Genomic DNA, 12048 nt, shown 5'->3' on the forward strand with positions numbered 1-12048 from the left:
GCATGTTTGTTTCCACAGCCGACGTGGGTATGGCCACAAGCGAGCCGGGCGCCGTGCCCTGACTCGACGGGGCCCTTTCCGTGACACCCCGTCGAAGTCGGACAAGCCGCACCGGTGCTCGGGATCGGCTGCGCAAGATCGCGAGCAACGTATCGGGGGTTTCACCGATGAAGCCAACGCATCGGTGCGTCGGGACGTAATCCGGACAGGCTGCGCCAGAAATCCAGCCACTCCATGGCTGGGTTTCAGACATGCCGTGGCTGGATCCGAACATGCCGCAGCGCCCGACGACATACCGGAAATACGGTTGTCAGCGGGCACCGCGGCACATTGATTTACGACCGGCGCGAGCCGGTTCAGGACGCGAGAACCTCGTCGAGCAGAGCCTCGGCCTTGTCTTCGTTCGTGTTCTCCGCGAGAGCGAGCTCGCTCACCAGGATCTGGCGAGCCTTGGCGAGCATGCGCTTCTCACCTGCGGAGAGTCCACGCTCGCGCTCACGACGCCACAGGTCGCGAACCACTTCGGCGACCTTGATGACATCGCCGGAGGCGAGCTTCTCGAGATTTGCCTTGTAGCGCCGGGACCAGTTCGTCGGCTCTTCGGCATACGGCGCACGAAGCACCTCGAAGACCCGGTCCAGCCCCTCCTGCCCGACCACGTCGCGCACACCCACGAACTCCGCATTGTCCGCCGGCACACGAACCGTCAAGTCGCCCTGGGCGACCTTGAGCACCAAGTAGGTCTTGTCCACGCCTTTGATCTGGCGAGTTTCGATAGCCTCGATCAGCGCGGCCCCGTGATGGGGATAGACCACGGTGTCGCCAACCTTGAACGTCATGTGACAGGTACCCCTTCCGTGGCTATCAAGAGTAACACGAGAACCGCTTCTCCTGAATGGCGTTTTCGCAGGTCAGGGCATATCTCGGGGCTTGACAACAGCAACACGCACGTGCTGCGGAAGGTTCACCGGAGGCGGAATTCGCAGGTCGGAGCCGTTGTGCGGGCAGGGCGAAACGCACACGTCACAGGCATCCGAACCGCCCCCCGAAGGGGCCGAACGTCCCGTTTTGTCGGGTTCCGGATGGTGGACTTTCCGTACTCCGTTCGGAGATCGATCACCCGTACGGAGGTAAGTGTCGCGGATCAATGGAATTGATCAACGGCCCGGCGTGATCGCTTATGCGCACGGAATGCGCCACGCTCCATGAATTGATCACCGGCGATATGTGAACGGCATGTGTCGGGCCGTTTCGGCGGCCGCCGGGCCGCAAACCTTTGCCGACGCGGACCGCCCGACGGGCAGAACCGCGGGCAGTGCCCACGAGCGCCGGGACGACTGAGATCGTCCTCAGGGGCGGGTCGGGTGCGGGGCCGGGCGGGCGGCTCGGTAGCCTGAAGCCGCTGACACACCCTTAGGGCGGCTTTACGTCGCTCCCCACCCGTCCGCAGTCCGAACGTTCAAGGAGTTGCCGCCGCCGTGAGCCGCAGCCTTCGACACGGCGCTCTCGCCGCCACAGCCATCGTGTTCTCGATCGCCTCGCTCGCCGCGTGCGGCGCGGGCAATGACGCCGCGACGCTCAAGGTCAGGCCGGACAGTGCTGCCACCACCATCGGTGAGATCAGCATCCAGAACGCGAACGTCGTCACCCAGCCCGAGCGCACCGACACCGGTCCGGCCGTCGTCTCCGCGACGCTGTTCAACAACGGCACGAAGCCGCAGACCCTGGAAGCCGTCACGCTGCCCGGTTCGAGCGCCTCGGTCCAGCTGCACGCCGCCAAGGGCGCCGGACCGGTCGTCGTCCCGGCCGGCGGCTCGGTGGTCCTGGGCGGCGCGGGCAACGCCTCCGCCGTGATCGAGAACGGCAGCGAGGCCGCCCAGGCGGGCAACGTACAGCGGGTCGTCTTCAAGTTCAGCTCGGCCGGCGAGGTCCCGCTCGGCGCGTTCGTCGTGCCGGCGAAGAGCTACTTCACGGGCTTCGGCCCGAGCACGCTGCCCGAGCCGCCGAAGAAGTCGTCGGAGGCGACGCCGACCGGTTCCTCGGCCCCCGCCGCCGGGGCGGAGGGCGACAGCTCGTCGGATTCGGAGAGCGACTCGGGCACCCCGACGGACTCCGCGTCCGCCTCGGCGCAGACCGACTGACCTCACGCGGACAACCGCCGACGGCGGAGGGCGCCTCCCTCTCGGGGGGCGCCCTCCGCCGTCTCCGCACCTTCGGGTTTACGGCTCGAACTTGTACCCCAGGCCCCGCACCGTCACCAGGAAGCGCGGCGCACCCGGGTCGGGCTCGATCTTGGCGCGCAGGCGCTTGACGTGGACGTCGAGGGTCTTGGTGTCACCCACGTAGTCCGCGCCCCACACCCGGTCGATCAGCTGCATCCGGGTCAGGACCCGGCCCGCGTTGCGCAGCAGCATCTCCAGCAGGTCGAACTCCTTGAGCGGGAGGTCGACCTTGCCGCCGGCGACGGTGACGACGTGACGGTCCACGTCCATCCGCACCGGGCCCGCCTCCAGGGCGGCCGGGGTGACCTCCTCCGGCTCGCCGCGGCGGCGCAGCACCGCGCGGATGCGGGCGACCAGCTCCCGCGAGGAGAACGGCTTGGTCACGTAGTCGTCGGCTCCTATTTCCAGGCCGACGACCTTGTCGATCTCGCTGTCCTTCGCCGTGACCATGATCACGGGGACATTGGACCTGCTGCGCAGCTGACGGCAGACCTCCGTGCCGGGCAGGCCCGGCAGCATCAGGTCGAGCAGTACGAGGTCGGCGCCGTTGCGCTCGAACTCGTCAAGCCCGTCCGGGCCCGTGGCCGCGATGGCGACCTCGAAGCCTTCCTTGCGGAGCATGTAGGACAGGGCGTCGCTGAAGGATTCCTCATCCTCGACGACGAGCACTCGGGTCACGGAAGGACCTCCGGGGCAGGGAATGGTTCAAGGGTGTCGGGGTGAGCGGGTCCGTGGAGGCCGCCCTCGTCGCCGTTGACGACGGGCGTTCCGCCCGAGCTGCGGTCCCGTTCCCGTACGGAGCCCGCTTCGGGCAGCCGCAGGGTGAAGGTGGAGCCCTGGCCCTCCGAGCTCCAGACCGTGACCTCCCCGCCGTGCGAGGCGGCCACGTGCTTGACGATGGCGAGGCCGAGGCCGGTGCCACCGGTGGCCCGTGAGCGGGCCGGGTCGACGCGGTAGAAGCGTTCGAAGACCCGCTCGCGGTCCTTCTCCGAGATGCCGATGCCCTGGTCGGTCACGGCTATCTCGATCTGGTCCCCGCCCGGCACGGACACGCGCCTGGCGGCGATGCCCACTCGGGTGCGGGCGGGACTGTAGTTGACGGCGTTCTCGACGAGGTTGCCGAGCGCCGCGGCGAGCTGGCCGCGGTTGCCCCAGATACGGAGCTCCGCGGTACCGCCCGAGGCCATGGTGATCTGCTTCGAGCCGGCCTGCTGGCGGCAGCGGTCGATGGCCTCGGCCACCAGCTCGTCCACCCGGACCGGTTCGGCGTCCTCCAGCGGGTCGTCGTTCTGTACCCGCGAGAGGTCGATGATCTCCTGTACGAGGTTGGTCAGCCGGGTCGCCTCGATCTGCATCCGGCCCGCGAAGCGTTCCACCGCCTCCGGGTCGTCGGAGGCGTCCATCACGGCCTCCGAGAGCAGCGAGAGCGCGCCGACCGGGGTCTTGAGCTCATGGCTGACATTGGCGACGAAGTCGCGCCGTACCGCTTCTATCCGGCGGGCCTCGGTGAGGTCCTCGACCAGCAGGAGCACCAGCCGGGAGCCGAGCGGGGCGACCCGGGCGGAGACCGCGAGGGCCTCGCCGCGGCCCGTACCGCGCCGCGGAAGGTCCAGCTCCACCTGTCGTATCTCACCGTCACGGCGGGTGTCCCTGGCCATGTTCAGCATCGCGTCGACGGCGAGCCGCCCGCCCCTGACCAGTCCCAGCGCGTAGGCGGCGGAGCTGGCCTTGACCACGCTGTCGCTCTCGTCGAGCACGACCGCCGAGGAGCTGAGCACGGACAGGACCGTGTCCACCCCGGGCGGCAGGGGTGCGTTGCTGTCGGGCCGCATGGAGGTCCGCGTCGGCTTCTTCTGGTCGCGCTCGCTCCAACGGAACGCCAGCATGGCGATCACGCCGGTACACGCACCGCCGATCGCCGCAGCTGCGGCGACTGCCGCGTTCACGTCCATACGTCAAGGTTATGCGGGTGCCGGAGGACTCTCCCAGCCATCCGAGTGCGTATCCGAACACTCGTCGCCCAGAGTTCACCGAGGAGCAAGGGTTGGTTCACTTGGGCGGCCGGATTCCGACGCGTACGCCACTCAGGGTGGCAGCGTGGGGTTCGAACCTGGCCCCGGCCTTACACAGAGGACTGGAGAGGGACTTCCATGCGTGACGCGTACCACGAGGAACTCGACTCGATCGGAGAAGGGCTGGTCGAGATGGCCAGGCTCGTCGGGTCGGCGATCGGCCGGGCGACGACGTCCATGCTCGATGCCGATCTCAAGCTCGCGGAGAGCGTGATCGCCGCGGACCAGAAGGTCGACGACCTTCAGCACGACCTGGAGGCGCGAGCCATCGCCCTGCTCGCGCGTCAGCAGCCCGTGGCGACGGATCTGCGCATCGTGGTCACCTCCCTGCGGATGAGCGCCGACCTGGAGCGCTCCGGCGACCTCGCCCAGCACGTCGCCAAGCTGGCCCGGCTGCGGTTCCCGCAGTCAGCGGTCCCGCACGACCTGCACGCCACCATCCTGGAGATGGGGCAGCTGGCACAGCGCCTGATGGCCAAGGCCGCCGAGGTGATCATCACCAAGGACGTCGACCTCGCGCTCCAGCTGGAGCAGGACGACGACGAGATGGACCTGCTGCACCGCACGCTGTTCCAGCACCTGATGGACGACCGCTGGAAGCACGGCATCGAGACGGCCGTGGACGTGACGCTGCTCGGCCGCTACTACGAGCGCTTCGCGGACCACGCGGTGTCGGTCGCCAAGCGGGTCGTGTACCTGGTGACGGGCGAGCACGCCGACGAGATCCAGCAGCAGGCGTCGGTGGAGGGCGCGTAGCCGAAGGCGCGTAGCCGGGGCGCGTGACCGAGGAACGTTGCCGGGGCGCGTACGGGCGTGCGTGGGCGCATCGGGTCGCACAAATGTTTCTGCGTGTGTGCGCCGTTGATGCGCCCGCCGGGGTGGGCATCCAATGGGGTGGGGCGGCACGCCTTGTCCGTACGCCCCGGTCGTACGCGCGTCTTCGTGGCGTACGACCCTGTCGTACGCCTTGAGGAGGAACCATGGCCGATTCCCCCACGACCGACCCTCAGCAGGAGGCACCCGCCGAAGTGGTGCACCTGACCCTGCTCGGTGCCTGCGGCTGCGGCTCGGGCTGCGGCTGCGGCTGCCAGTCCGGGGGCCCGTGCCAGTGCGGTGGCTGCTGCGGCTGACCGGCTGCCACGCGATGCCGAGTGCGCCCCGCGCGGAGACGACCGCTCCGCGCGGGGCGCCGCCGTGCGCGGACGCGGTGACGAGGCGGACGCGGTGAGCGGGGGTGGACGCGGTGAGCGGGGGCGGACGCGGTGAGCGGGGGCGGCGCTCAGCCCGTCCGCTCGACGGCGGCCTCGGCCCCGGATGCGGGCTCTCCCCCGCCGCTCCCCGCCACCCGGCTGCCGCCCTCGGGCGCCGACGCCCCTTCCGCCCCCGACAGGTTCCGCATCAGCAGCCAGTAGCCCAGCGCGGCCCCGGTCCCCAGGACGGCGCACGCGCCCCACAGCCACTGCGCCCCGAACCGGTCGATCACCAGGCCCGACATCAGCGGCGCGATCAGCGCGGCCGCGGACCACGACATCGTGTACATGCCCTGGTAGCGGCCCCGGCCCCGGGCCGGCGACAGCCGGACGACCAGGCTGCTCTGGATCGGCGAGTTGACGATCTCGGCGACCGTCCAGACGCAGATGGTCAGCGCGTAGACGGCGACCGACCCGGCGAACGCGGTCAGCCCGAATCCGTACCCCGCCAGCAGCGACGACACGACGAGCAGCCGGCGCGGGTCACGGTGCTGGATGAAGCGGGTGACGGGGATCTGGAGCACCACGATCAGCACCCCGTTGACGGCGACCGCGGTGCCGAAGTCGGAGCTGGAGAATCCGTCCGTCCCCATGGCCACCGGCAGCCCCACGTACCCCTGCTGGAAGATCAGGGCGATGACGAAGGACAGCCCGACGACGCTCATGAACCGGCCGTCGCGCAGCACGGTGGAGAGCCGGACCTCGTCCCCGCCGTCGTCACCCGCGCCCCCGGAGACCACCGGCTTCGCCGACATCTCCGGCCGCGACTCCGGCACCTTCAGGAAGACGACGACGGCGCAGAACAGCGTCATCGCGGCCTCGCCGAGGAACCCGGCGAGATAGCTGTACTCGGCGACGAACCCGGCGCCTGCCGAGGAGACGGCGAAGCCGAGGTTGATGGCCCAGTAGTTGAGCGAGAAGGCCCGTACCCGGTCCTCGGGCCGGACGATGTCGGCCATCATCGCCTGCACGGCGGGCCGCGACGCGTTGCTCGCCATGCCGACGAAGAAGGCGACCACCGCGATCGCCACCGGGTGGACCATGAACCCGAGCACGGCCACGGACACGGCCGTCGAGGTCTGCGCGATGAGCATGGTGGGCCGGCGGCCGAGCCGGTCGGTCATCACCCCCGCCCCGAGCGAGGAGACCACCCCGCCGAGCCCGTGCAGCGCGGCGACCAGACCGGCGTACGAGGCCGAGTAGCCCCGGTCCAGGGTCAGATACAGCGCCATGAACGTGGCGACGAACGCTCCGAGACGGTTGACCAGCGTGCTGGTCCACAGCCACCAGAACTGCCTGGGGAGCCCGGACACGGATTCGTGTGCGGCCCGTCTGAGACCGGCGACAGACATGCGGAATCCCCCCAGGGAAGTGCGGAACGGACACCCCGGTAAGAGTCCCGGTGGCTGTACGAACGTTACGAATCCTGGATTCCGGTTCGCCAGTCAATTGACGCCGACCGTCAATCGTCCCGGCTCCGGCCGCCCGCCCCGCCCCCTGTCCCGACCTCGCCGCCCGTCCCCTTGTCCGCCCTGTGACCGGCCGCGCGGGGCTCGTACGGGTTCGATTACGCTCGGGCCCATGGCCGACGCACCGTACAAGCTGATCCTCCTCCGCCACGGCGAGAGCGAATGGAACGCGAAGAACCTGTTCACCGGCTGGGTGGACGTCAATCTCACGGAGAAGGGCGAGAAGGAGGCAGTCCGCGGCGGTGAGCTGCTCAAGGACGCCGGTCTGCTCCCCGATGTCCTGCACACCTCTCTCCAGAAGCGCGCCATCCGCACCGCGCAGCTCGCGCTGGAGTCCGCGGACCGCCACTGGATCCCGGTCCACCGCTCCTGGCGGCTGAACGAGCGCCACTACGGCGCCCTGCAGGGCAAGGACAAGGCCCAGACGCTCGCCGAGTTCGGCGAGGAGCAGTTCATGCTCTGGCGCCGCTCCTACGACACCCCGCCGCCCGCCCTTGAGGACGGTACCGAGTTCTCGCAGAGCGACGACCCGCGCTACGCGTCGATCCCGCCGGAGCTGCGCCCGCGCACCGAGTGCCTCAAGGACGTCGTCAACCGCATGCTGCCGTACTGGTACGACGACATCGTGCCGGACCTGCTCGACGGCCGGACCGTCCTGGTCGCCGCCCACGGCAACAGCCTCCGGGCCCTGGTCAAGCACCTCGACGGCATCTCCGACGCCGACATCGCGGGCCTGAACATCCCGACCGGCATCCCGCTCGTCTACGAGCTGGACGCCGACTTCCGCCCCCTGAAGCCGGGCGGCACCTACCTCGACCCGGACGCGGCGAAGGCCGCCATCGAGGCCGTGAAGAACCAGGGCAAGAAGTAGCCCCGAACGATCGAGCCCCCTGCCTGCGGATTGCCCGCGAGCAGGGGGCTCGTCGCTGCCCCGGGGCCGTATCGAGGACGGCGGCAGGTCTGTCAGGAGACTCTTTCAGGAGACGAGGATGGAGATGCCGTCTCCGAGCAGTTTCAAGCCGAGAACGAAGAACAGGACGGCCATCACCGCGCCATTGTGCTGAGCTGCCCAGTCCTTCCAGTTGCCGAGCGTGGTCTTGGCCCGTTCTCCCCCGAGCAGGAAGACCCCCAGCGGGGCCAGCAGGCCGAGGGTGGCGATCAGGACGAAGATCGCCAGCGATGCGATCTGCTGCCCGACCGGCAGTCCGGCCGAGCCGATCGCGGCGCCCGCAGCGATGGTCAGCGGGGCGTTCTTGGCGTTGAGCGCGGCCAGGGCCAGCCCGAGGGCGAAGACCTTGACCGGCGCGAGGCGGTCGATCGCACTCATCCATTTCGGCAGCTGGGCCTGCGAGGGATCCTTGGGACGTCGATGCCATTGCCGGGCACCGAAGAGGACGAGGAACAAGCCCAGAGCGAGCTTGAGGGCTCCCACCCAGGTGGCCGGCTGGTTGTGGGCGGAGGCACCTGCGGGGGAAGCGACCGCCAGCATCACCGCACCCAGCGCCGAGAGTCCCAGGATCCAGCCGACGGTGAACAGGACTCCGTTGAGACGTCCCCGGGGCGTGGCGAGTATGAGGATGATGGCGATGATCGGGAGCGGGCTGACCGCGACGGCGGCCGAGAAACCCAGTACGTCACCGAGAACTTCGCCCATGGTTGCCTCCGTACGGCAGTCAGGGTGGCGAAAGGGGCTGCTAGGAGTGGTGACGCATACGCACTCGGCATGTCCCGGTTCCATCTTCCTGCGCCTGGCCCGATCTGTCCTCGGGAGCGGACGCGGCACGGAACGCGATCGGCTCCGGCGGGGTGAACGGGAAGTGGTCAGGGGGCCGGGCTTCGCCGTGCCGAAATTTCTCACGGGTCCGCCCCTGGTGACCCTCACGCCCAGAAATGCGGGGCGGCGCATCCGTGGTGAGGATTGATGCCCGAGGGTGTGCTGGAGGACGACGGTGCCGACCGCGGCCTGGTCGGAGCCTTCATCGGGGCCCACCTGGAACGGCGGTTCGAGTTCATCAAGGCCGAGTGGGTCAACGCTGGCAACTTCATCGGCTACCCCGGCGAGAAGGACCCGGTGGCCGGGCATCACGGCGGAACCGGCAGCGTCACCATCCCCGAGAAGCCGGTCCGGCGCCGCCTGCAGGCACATTCGACTACGCCAACATCAACGGCCCGGTCTTCTTCTGCAACACGGTCGAGCACTACCTGTTCATCCAGGAATTGTTCCTGAACGCGCCGTCCTACTTCGCCCAGGGCCGACCCGGCGCACGTCGCTTCTTCACCGATTTCGTGACCGGAAAGGGAACCCTCGACCAGGACGACTGGGCATGGGACGAGTTCCTGGCCTTCCTGCGCCTGTCGAAGACCCCTCCGGCGAACCTGCTGCTGTCGAGCTACTGGACGATGGGCGCGGTCCGGCACGGGGAGTACATCGCCAAGGTCCGTATCACCCCCGACCCGTCCGCCGCCGCCGCGGTGGTCCGGCGCGACATCGACCCGGCCTCCGCGCAGGAGGTCTTCCGGCCGGCTCTGCAAGCCGAACTGCGGGAGCGGCCCTACACCTTCGACATCCAGGTCCAGCTCTGCACCGACCTGGAGCGCATGCCTGTGGAGGACACCACCGTGGAATGGCCCGAGCAGCTCTCACCGTCCACCACCGTGGCGAAACTGCGGCTGCCGCGGCAGGACATCTCCGGCCCGGAGAACCTGGAGAAGATGGACGCGCTGTCCTTCACGCCGTGGCGGGTCACCGCCGAACACGCGCCCCTCGGCAACATCATGCGGGCCCGCAAGGAGGTCTACCGGCGATCCTCCATCGAGCGCCACAAGCTCAACCAGCAGCCGCGGACAGAACCCCGCAGCGCCGACGAGGTACTCGGCCCACCCCGATGACGCCGGACGGCAGTCGCCCGGCCCCCTCACCCGCCCTGTTCGTCCGGGGTGGCGGAGAGGCCGCCCAGTTCGGCGGCGAGTGCCTCGTCCCGCATGCCCGGCAGGGCGTAGCCCTCGGTCTCGTCCCACGGGACGTCGACGTCGTCCATGTGGACGTGCCACTGCGCTCCCCCGACGGCGCGGCGCAACTCGGTGACGGAGTCGAGCACATGGGCCGTCACCGGCAGCCACCGACCGGGGTCGCTCGGCAGTTTCGTGGACCCGGCGAAGATCTCGTCGTCCTGGTCACCGTCACCACCCAGGCCGTACAGATAGAGGCTCTCCTCATCTTCGTACGGGAACGACTCGGCGCGCGCGGCGACCACGCGCTCGACGGCGGCCGACTCGGCACCGGTCAGCGGCTGTGCCCGGCGGGCGCTGTAGTAAAAAGAAACGCTCATGGTCCGAGCGTATGGCCGGGGTCTGACATCACCGGCCCGTCCTGTCCCAACGCCCGCTCCACGCGCCCCGCGAGGCCGTCCCAGGGGCGGCATTCGACCACCGGAAGTCCGTGCCGGGCCGCCTGGCCGGCGAGCCAGTGCGAGTACGCGGCACTGACCTCCGCCCGGTGCCGCTGGTCGCCGCTGTCGGGTTCCCGGGAGGCGTAGTTGGCGGTGATCCGGTCCGGGTCGCCCTCGTGCAGGAACACCGCCCGCACCCGGCGACCGGCCGCCCGTCCCTCCCGGATCGCTTCCGCCGCGGCGGCCGGGGTGAGGTAGTCGCCCTCGATCACGGCGGGTACGTCGACGGTCAGGCGGTTGCGGACCACGCCCAGCACCGCGGGTTCGAGGGCCCTGGCGGTGGCGATCTGGAGGTCCAGCACCCGGTCGACGCCGAGCCGCTCCGTGTCGGGGATGCCGTCGAAGTGGTGGAGTGCGGGGTGGTGTTCGGCCGACGTCATGGCCTCGACGGCGCTGACGACGTCGTCGAACTCGACCACGAACCCCTTCGATTCACCCGGTTCTCCGGCCAGTTGGGCGGCCGCCCGGCTCTTGCCGACGCCTGAAGCCCCACCGATCAGCAATATGTCCCATGATGTCGCTGTCACGGGGCGAACGTATCGCGTGGGGTCGCGTGTTCGCCGTCGGCACTGGCGCTACGGTGTCCCGAGCACCGGCCCGCGCGACGGCGGAACCGACCGGACGGGCCGTGCGGAGGAAGCAAGGAGAGCGGGGAGAGCAATCATGGGCGAGCCCCTGAAGACCTTCGTCGGCGGCGCCGAGGTCGACGTGCCCAACAGCATTCCGGCCATCCGTGCCGCGTTGCCCGAGGAGAGACGCGAGGAGTTCGACCGCGCCATCAACGACGCAGGTGTGGGCGAGATCCAGGCGGTCATGCGGCACTGGATGCTGGAGGCCGTACCCGATCCGGAGGCCGAGAAGATCCTGGACCGACTGGCGCAGGACGAGGCCGAGAGGCGGAGCGTCGCTTGAGCTTCCGCATCTCCTACGCACCGCCCGCCGACGACTCCCTGGCCAAGATGCGCGACGGCGAGACCTTCCGCACCGAGATGGCGCGCACCCTGGGCCTCGACCCGTACGGACACGGCTCGTCGGCCGTCAAGAGCGAGCACGACCGCCGAGAGGCGACGGTCGCCGGGGCGATCGTGCTCTACTACGTCTCCGGGTCCGTCCTGATCGTCACCGTGGTGAGGCTCGTCCCACTGCCCTGAACCGCCGGCGGCCCGACTCCTAGGAACCGGCCGGGACTTCGATGATCCGGCCGTCCTTGTCCACGCTGTGGGTCCGCCAGTACACGTCCCACTTGTCGTCCACGTGCTCGGGGACCTTGCCCTTCGGGTACCGGACGTACCCCTTCGGCGGGTCCTCGTCGTCGGACACGCAGGCCGATCCGGTGGCCCCGATCGTCATGACCGGGTACTCGCCACCGCCGCAGATCGCGTCCTCGATCGAGCAGCCCGTGGTCAGTGCCGCCACGGTCGCGGCGGCCACGGCGAGTCCTGCCGCGGCGCGGCTCGGGCGACGCCCGCGCCTCGCGGACGCCGCCCGGCTGATTCGGCTGATCCCGTACATGGTCGCTCCTCGCTGCTGACTGGTACTACCAGCCTGCACGGAGCGCGAAACACCGATCATGAGTACGAATACTC

At 69.4% G+C, this 12048-nt stretch carries 16 protein-coding genes; 8 read left to right on the plus strand and 8 right to left on the minus strand.

What is annotated here, in order from left to right; all coding sequences use genetic code 11:
* Nucleotides 1-356: 356 nt before the first annotated feature.
* Nucleotides 357-839 (minus strand): CarD family transcriptional regulator, encoded by a 483-nt coding sequence (locus tag OHA19_RS18370; protein WP_006380568.1) that lies wholly within the window; start codon nt 837-839, stop codon nt 357-359.
* A 639-nt stretch (nt 840-1478) separates the two neighbouring features.
* Between OHA19_RS18370 and OHA19_RS18375 the strand changes: the two genes are divergently transcribed.
* A complete protein-coding gene (locus tag OHA19_RS18375; RefSeq protein WP_405715237.1) occupies nt 1479-2141 on the plus strand; it encodes a DUF461 domain-containing protein in 663 nt (220 codons plus the stop codon).
* Between the two features lie 78 nt (nt 2142-2219).
* Here the strand turns inward: OHA19_RS18375 and OHA19_RS18380 are convergent, their stop codons facing one another.
* On the minus strand, nt 2220-2900 hold the full coding sequence (locus OHA19_RS18380; RefSeq protein WP_072487966.1) for a response regulator transcription factor: 681 nt from the start codon (nt 2898-2900) through the stop codon (nt 2220-2222).
* Nucleotides 2897-4174, minus strand: coding sequence for a sensor histidine kinase (locus tag OHA19_RS18385; RefSeq protein ID WP_405715235.1), 1278 nt, complete (start codon nt 4172-4174; stop codon nt 2897-2899). Before OHA19_RS18385 ends, OHA19_RS18380 begins: the two co-directional genes overlap by 4 nt.
* 198 nt (nt 4175-4372) lie before the next feature.
* On the opposite strand from OHA19_RS18385, the gene phoU reads away from it, so the two are divergent.
* Together phoU and OHA19_RS18395 are read left to right on the plus strand one after the other, a co-directional pair.
* On the plus strand, nt 4373-5050 hold the full coding sequence (gene phoU, locus OHA19_RS18390; protein WP_124717249.1) for a phosphate signaling complex protein PhoU: 678 nt from the start codon (nt 4373-4375) through the stop codon (nt 5048-5050).
* Between the two features lie 224 nt (nt 5051-5274).
* Nucleotides 5275-5424, plus strand: a complete 150-nt coding sequence (locus OHA19_RS18395; protein ID WP_266689495.1) for a hypothetical protein — start codon at nt 5275-5277, stop codon at nt 5422-5424.
* Nucleotides 5425-5573: 149 nt separating this feature from the next.
* Here the strand turns inward: OHA19_RS18395 and OHA19_RS18400 are convergent, their stop codons facing one another.
* Nucleotides 5574-6896, minus strand: coding sequence for an MDR family MFS transporter (locus OHA19_RS18400; RefSeq protein ID WP_405715233.1), 1323 nt, complete (start codon nt 6894-6896; stop codon nt 5574-5576).
* Between the two features lie 229 nt (nt 6897-7125).
* Here OHA19_RS18400 and OHA19_RS18405 point away from each other — a divergent pair, with 229 nt between their 5' ends.
* Entirely contained in the window at nt 7126-7884 is a 759-nt protein-coding gene (locus OHA19_RS18405; protein ID WP_405715231.1) for a phosphoglyceromutase, read from the plus strand.
* Between the two features lie 105 nt (nt 7885-7989).
* Here OHA19_RS18405 and OHA19_RS18410 read toward each other — a convergent pair whose 3' ends face one another.
* The gene (locus OHA19_RS18410; RefSeq protein ID WP_405715229.1) at nt 7990-8667 is read right to left on the minus strand and encodes a GAP family protein; all 678 of its coding nucleotides are present in this window, start codon (nt 8665-8667) and stop codon (nt 7990-7992) included.
* A 267-nt stretch (nt 8668-8934) separates the two neighbouring features.
* Between OHA19_RS18410 and OHA19_RS18415 the strand changes: the two genes are divergently transcribed.
* Nucleotides 8935-9240: a hypothetical protein gene (locus OHA19_RS18415; RefSeq protein ID WP_405750786.1), complete on the plus strand. Its 306-nt coding sequence runs from the start codon at nt 8935-8937 to the stop codon at nt 9238-9240.
* A gap of 59 nt (nt 9241-9299) precedes the next feature.
* The gene (locus tag OHA19_RS18420) at nt 9300-9902 is read left to right on the plus strand and encodes a hypothetical protein (RefSeq protein WP_405715225.1); all 603 of its coding nucleotides are present in this window, start codon (nt 9300-9302) and stop codon (nt 9900-9902) included.
* A 26-nt stretch (nt 9903-9928) separates the two neighbouring features.
* Here OHA19_RS18420 and OHA19_RS18425 read toward each other — a convergent pair whose 3' ends face one another.
* Together OHA19_RS18425 and OHA19_RS18430 are read right to left on the minus strand one after the other, a co-directional pair.
* Nucleotides 9929-10342: a hypothetical protein gene (locus tag OHA19_RS18425; protein WP_405715223.1), complete on the minus strand. Its 414-nt coding sequence runs from the start codon at nt 10340-10342 to the stop codon at nt 9929-9931.
* Nucleotides 10339-10989 (minus strand): AAA family ATPase, encoded by a 651-nt coding sequence (locus tag OHA19_RS18430; RefSeq protein ID WP_405750789.1) that lies wholly within the window; start codon nt 10987-10989, stop codon nt 10339-10341. The genes OHA19_RS18425 and OHA19_RS18430 overlap by 4 nt, the downstream gene beginning before the upstream one ends.
* 136 nt (nt 10990-11125) lie before the next feature.
* Here OHA19_RS18430 and OHA19_RS18435 point away from each other — a divergent pair, with 136 nt between their 5' ends.
* The gene (locus OHA19_RS18435; RefSeq protein ID WP_124717261.1) at nt 11126-11374 is read left to right on the plus strand and encodes a hypothetical protein; all 249 of its coding nucleotides are present in this window, start codon (nt 11126-11128) and stop codon (nt 11372-11374) included.
* The gene (locus OHA19_RS18440) at nt 11371-11613 is read left to right on the plus strand and encodes a hypothetical protein (protein WP_405715219.1); all 243 of its coding nucleotides are present in this window, start codon (nt 11371-11373) and stop codon (nt 11611-11613) included. Before OHA19_RS18435 ends, OHA19_RS18440 begins: the two co-directional genes overlap by 4 nt.
* 19 nt (nt 11614-11632) lie before the next feature.
* Here OHA19_RS18440 and OHA19_RS18445 read toward each other — a convergent pair whose 3' ends face one another.
* Entirely contained in the window at nt 11633-11974 is a 342-nt protein-coding gene (locus OHA19_RS18445) for an SCO0607 family lipoprotein (protein ID WP_405715217.1), read from the minus strand.
* Nucleotides 11975-12048 lie beyond the last annotated feature (74 nt).

It is taken from the genome of Streptomyces sp. NBC_00012 (genome assembly GCF_045040875.1).
Classification (GTDB): Bacteria; Actinomycetota; Actinomycetes; order Streptomycetales; family Streptomycetaceae; genus Streptomyces.